General features: G+C 65.2%; 6 protein-coding genes and 1 pseudogene. 2 read left to right on the top strand and 5 right to left on the bottom strand.

Features of this window, described 5'->3' with window-relative positions:
• Positions 1-346 precede the first annotated feature (346 nt).
• Entirely contained in the window at positions 347-1,207 is an 861-nt protein-coding gene (locus tag SFHG_RS08515) for an NUMOD1 domain-containing DNA-binding protein (protein WP_042436367.1), read from the bottom strand.
• A 388-nt stretch (positions 1,208-1,595) separates the two neighbouring features.
• Here SFHG_RS08515 and SFHG_RS08510 point away from each other — a divergent pair, with 388 nt between their 5' ends.
• Both SFHG_RS08510 and SFHG_RS08505 read left to right on the top strand, forming a co-directional pair.
• Positions 1,596-2,336: a hypothetical protein gene (locus SFHG_RS08510; protein WP_162096584.1), complete on the top strand. Its 741-nt coding sequence runs from the start codon at positions 1,596-1,598 to the stop codon at positions 2,334-2,336.
• A 107-nt stretch (positions 2,337-2,443) separates the two neighbouring features.
• Entirely contained in the window at positions 2,444-2,764 is a 321-nt protein-coding gene (locus SFHG_RS08505) for a hypothetical protein (protein ID WP_042436363.1), read from the top strand.
• 80 nt (positions 2,765-2,844) lie between these two features.
• Here SFHG_RS08505 and SFHG_RS08500 read toward each other — a convergent pair whose 3' ends face one another.
• The 4 genes and pseudogenes from SFHG_RS08500 to SFHG_RS11145 form a co-directional block, all read right to left on the bottom strand.
• Positions 2,845-3,048, bottom strand: coding sequence for a hypothetical protein (locus tag SFHG_RS08500; protein WP_042436361.1), 204 nt, complete (start codon positions 3,046-3,048; stop codon positions 2,845-2,847).
• Positions 3,049-3,066: 18 nt separating this feature from the next.
• Complete coding sequence (locus SFHG_RS08495) at positions 3,067-3,306, bottom strand: helix-turn-helix domain-containing protein (protein WP_162096583.1); 240 nt, start codon at positions 3,304-3,306, stop codon at positions 3,067-3,069.
• Between the two features lie 134 nt (positions 3,307-3,440).
• The gene (locus SFHG_RS08490) at positions 3,441-4,142 is read right to left on the bottom strand and encodes a class B sortase (protein ID WP_081469046.1); all 702 of its coding nucleotides are present in this window, start codon (positions 4,140-4,142) and stop codon (positions 3,441-3,443) included.
• Positions 4,139-4,468 (bottom strand): annotated as a pseudogene (locus SFHG_RS11145) (hypothetical protein); the annotation flags it as partial. The gene SFHG_RS08490 and the pseudogene SFHG_RS11145, both read right to left, overlap by 4 nt.

Genomic DNA, 4,468 nt, shown 5'->3' with positions numbered 1-4,468 from the left:
CCGGCCTCGTCGCCTCGTAAAGCGCTTGTCTTCCGCGGTGCTCCCTCATATCGCCGATAGACGACATGACTTCGGGCGACATAAGGGTGCTGAGCTGCCTCGAATAGTCGAATTGAGCCATGGGGTATCTTCGCCACATTCCTTGTATCTTCGCCAAATATAAATAATATGGCGAAGATACTCCATATGTGGCGAAGATACAAGGGTGGATGTCTTCCTGCATGCAACACCCTCGGGGAGGGGCTTTCAGGATGGCCAAGAAGAAGTGGGTATGTAAAATACGTGGTTGGACATTGATGGCCTGAATTACGATTGACCAACCAGTTATTTACCAACTTCCAACCACTTATTTTACGTGCCCGTTTTTTATTGTCGCTTTTTCGGCCGCCTCGGCCTCGGGGTGCGCCCATCGGCGTCCTCCCGCCGTATTCGCGCGTCCTGCAAGCACGGCGCTGATGCATCCGGGATTGCAGCCAGCCCAGGCGGCCGCCTCCTTCACGCCGGGAAACCTCATCTGCGTGTCGAGGCAGATCACCGGGGTCTTCCAGCGCGGCTCGCGTTGCTCGGCGTATGCCCACCGGTATCCGCCTGCGGTCTTGCTTCGGCCGGATAGGACGGCGCTGATCGTCCCATGGCAGCAGCCCGTCCGCTCTTCGGCCGCCCTGATGCTCGGGAACTCGTCTCCGGTCTCGACGCAGACGATCGGCATCGTCCGGCGGCCTCCCCGCAGCTTCCGAAACCGCCAGCGCACACCGCCCGCCGCGTCCTTTCTCCCTGCCAGGCAGTCGGCGATTTCGGCCGCCTCGCATCCGGCCCACTCGGCGGCGTCGCCGAGGCTCTCGAACTTGACGCCTGCCTCCGGGCATTCGATCGCCGCGCGCCAGGACTCGGGCGGCTGCTCGGCATAGGCCCAGTGGTAGCCGCCTGCGGTCCTGCTGCGCCCGGCGGCGCAGTTGCCGATGGTCTGCCGGCTGCACCCGGCATGCTTAGAAGCTGCGGCCGCGTTCGGGAAGGCCTCGCCGGTCTCTATGCAAATGACCGGCCTCTTGCCGTGCCGGCCTGCCGGATCTGCCCAGGCGGACGCGGCGCGGATGCTTGGGAAGGTCGTCTGCGTGTCGGAGCATATGGTCGTAGTGCCCTTGCGCCCGCAGGGTTCGGGCTTTCCCGAATCGGGGGGTCCAGGCTCGCGCCCCTGGTCGATGTGCATGTCGATGCGCCTTCCTCTGGGTATATGAAACAAGTGGTTGGATTCGTTGACTATCTGATTTGCCGAATTGGATTGCTTCGGTTGTTAAGGGCCTGGTCGCGAAGGTTCGCCCGGTCGTCAAACCATGGTGTCGAAAGAAACAAAGGCAAATGCGGAATCCGCATTTCGGCCGCTCTCTGCAAGTCGATCGCGGCCCGCTCGGCGTGGGTCCTTGTCGGCCTAGCTCCGGGACGTCTCCCGCACGGCGCGCGCAACGTGCTATCATCTGACGGGCACAAGGCACACGCAGAGCGCAACAGGGATGGAGGCCTGCATGGGGGATGAACCCGCAACACGCGATTATTTCCGCATCGCCGTTATCTCGGCGGCATCGGCCAGGCCCGATCCGGTGGTTTACGGAAACGATCCCCTCGCTGCCGCCTACCCGCTATCGTGGGACGGGCCGAACGGGGTTTTCCTGGCAAGGGCGGTTGACGGCGAGATCCTCCTCATTGCGGGTGCCTGCCGAGCGCTCGCGCGCGCACAGGCCGCGGTTTCCGACCCGTCGCTCGAGAACATCGACGTTCACGTGTTCGAAAGCCTCGACGACGCCGACGCTCGCGCGTTCCACGATGCTTCGAACATCTACACGGCCGCAACGCCCGCCGCCGATAGAAGAAAGCTGCTCATGGGGTTCCGCGAGCACGTCAAGGAAATGGGACGGAGGTCTTGCTGGAGATACGGCAAGATGACGGACCTGTGCTCGATCGTGACGGGGAAGAGCACGAGGTTCGTTTCCGAGATGGCAACGCTGACGGATCGGCTGACGCCTCGTTTGCTTCAATGCTTCGATTCCGGGTCGATGGGGACTGCAGTCGCTAGAAAGGTCGCCTCCTTGGGGTCACGCTCCGGGGGAGATTCCCTCATAGGCGAGTTCGATGCCTACGCGAGGAGACTCAACCCGGCTTGCCCGGCGGATTACGCCGACGTGTACAGAAGGTTCGAGCGGGAAAAGGGCGGGCCGTATCTGCTAGCGCAGGCAGCGGCGGCCCTCAGCAAGGCGGCCGACGCCTTCGAGCGCGACGGGTCTGCCCCCGATGCCGACGATCTGGCAAAGGTCAGGGCTGCATTCGATCGGCTTAATTCCTGACGATCAGAGCCCCTGCGCTCCCTTCGTCTGTCGCCGCCAAAGCCCGAATCACCCCAATCTTCACAGTTTGTTCGCTGTTTTTTATCGAACTTCTGTTCGATAATATCATGCCGATGCAAGATTGGGTAAAACATAGCGGGGGAGGGAGGCGACGTGCGCACAAGCGCTACGTCGACGTTTACATGCGTCTGACCGACGAGGGCCGGTTCGACCCGATAACGGTCCTCTGGCCCGACGGGCGCGCGTTCCCGATAACCGAGATAGTGGAGCGCGGGGACTTCGGCCCGTCGTACCGCGGCGTGGCCACGGCGCGGTACAAGGTGCGCATCCGGGACCATGTGACCAACCTCTTCCTCGAGCGCAAGGTCTACGACCCGTCCCTGAACAAGCCCCCGGTCATGCGCTGGTGGGTCGAGGCTCTGGGCTGACGCCGGCCAACGCGGCGAAAGCCCCCGGAAGCCGCTCTTCCCGTCTTCTCGAAAGCCCGTCTGTCTGCAGCCAGCAGGCGTCATCTGCACGAAGCCTCGATTGCGGCCGGCAGCATCTTCTCCGCCAGCTCGTCGTCCGCGAACGGGCGCTCTCGGCCGAGCCCGAGCATGAGCCCGATCACCGCCAGCTGCACATCTGTCAGCGCGACCTCTCTGTGCTCGCCGTCCACGTACGTGCAGAGCTCCGCCCAGTCGCCCGCTTCGAAGGATCCGTCCTCCGTCATCTTCCCGTTCCTTCCTATCTAGCCTGCCCTGCTTTCGCGGCCTGCGCATTCGGACAGGACGTAGGCGTCCGCATCCCGCCCGCCGTCGGCTCTTCTGGCGTTCCGAACCTCGACCAGCCCGGCGTTCCTGAACCGGGCGATGGCTCGATCGACGGTCTTGGCGCAGCAGCCGACGCTTTCGGCGAGCTCCTCATGGGTGATGGGATGCCTGCGCGAGGCGGCTATCGTTCCGAGTATCTTGAGCTGCGTATCCGTCAACCGGACGCGCCCGCCGCCTTTTAAATCGCTTGCCTCTCCGGCAAGTCCGACATTTCTCTCCAAAACTGACCTGCTTCCCGAAGACCTGCGGTCAGGCCTTCTGCTTCATGCGGCCGTCCCGCCTTGCGCGCCCGTCATCTTTCCTGCACCGCGTAGACGAGCGTGCGCGAGTTTCCCGTCTGGTACGAGCAGGTCACGAACAGGAACACCTGCTCGGCCCGCTTCGGCGGCACTCGCACCACGTCCGCGTCCTGCTCCTCGACGCCCAGCAGGTCGGCCGCGGCGGAGGCGTCCTTGACGCCCGTCACCTTCTGCGCGACGTCGGCGTCGACGACCTTTGCGCATGCGACCTCGAGCATTCGGTTGCCCTCGGGGCTCATGAGCATGATCTCGCTGTGCTCGTCGGCGTATCCGGCATCGCTCATCTCCTTGAAATCGGTGAGCATCGAGCCGTCGAGCAGCGAGTGCCCCAGGACGATCGGCATGGCCGATTCCAGGCCCTTCTCCTCGCAGGTGGCGTCCAGGTACGGGCAGCCCGCGCGGGAAGGGGAGCCGTCGTACGCCGTTTGCAGGTAGCGCTCCGGGTCGTCCGGGTGCGCCTGGCAGATGGGCGCGTCTATGTTGGTGCCCGGCACCTTCACCCAGCCGACGATGTCGGGGTTCGCGAGCCGCAGCCCCTCCCAGTCGATCTCAGGGAACGCCCCGCCCGCGTCGGCGGCCTCGGATCGGTAGCCCGAGGCGTCCGGGTGCACGAAGGACGGCGCGACCAGCAAGACCGCGACGATGGCGACTGCGCCGGCGGCGAACAGCATCGCCCATCCCAAGGCCCGCCTCATAGGCGCTCCTGGCCGATGTGCGAACGCTGCATCTCGCGCTCCGGCGCGCGGCGCCTGGGGCGGCGCCTCATGCCTTGACCGCCGGCCTTCGCGGTCGGGGACAGGGCGGCCTTCAACGCCGCGTCGAGCATCCCGGCGGCCAGCCCGAGCCCGCCGCCCGACCTGTCCCGGTCTCCGGCGCGTTCCCTCGGCTGCTTTGGGGGAGGGTCGGACAGGACGCCGCGCCCGGCCGCGTCGACGAGGGCGCGCGCCATCCTCTCGGCGCACGCGCGCTCGGCGGACGAGCGGGCCGCGCCGGGGTCTCCCCCGGGCCTCGCCGCCAGCTG

Origin of the sequence: Senegalimassilia anaerobia JC110 (assembly GCF_000236865.1) — a bacterium.
GTDB classification, from domain to species: Bacteria; Actinomycetota; Coriobacteriia; order Coriobacteriales; family Eggerthellaceae; genus Senegalimassilia; species Senegalimassilia anaerobia.
This window is presented reverse-complemented; position numbering and strand designations above follow the sequence as displayed.

What these genes read in the sequence shown, in the direction of transcription:
- SFHG_RS08500 (WP_042436361.1), bottom strand. Translation starts at nt 3,048, where the DNA reads ATGACGGAGGACGGATCCTTCGAAGCGGGCGACTGGGCGGAGCTCTGC.
- SFHG_RS08490 (WP_081469046.1), bottom strand. Translation starts at nt 4,142, where the DNA reads ATGAGGCGGGCCTTGGGATGGGCGATGCTGTTCGCCGCCGGCGCAGTC.
- SFHG_RS08505 (WP_042436363.1), top strand. Translation starts at nt 2,444, where the DNA reads ATGCCGATGCAAGATTGGGTAAAACATAGCGGGGGAGGGAGGCGACGT.
- SFHG_RS08515 (WP_042436367.1), bottom strand. Translation starts at nt 1,207, where the DNA reads ATGCACATCGACCAGGGGCGCGAGCCTGGACCCCCCGATTCGGGAAAG.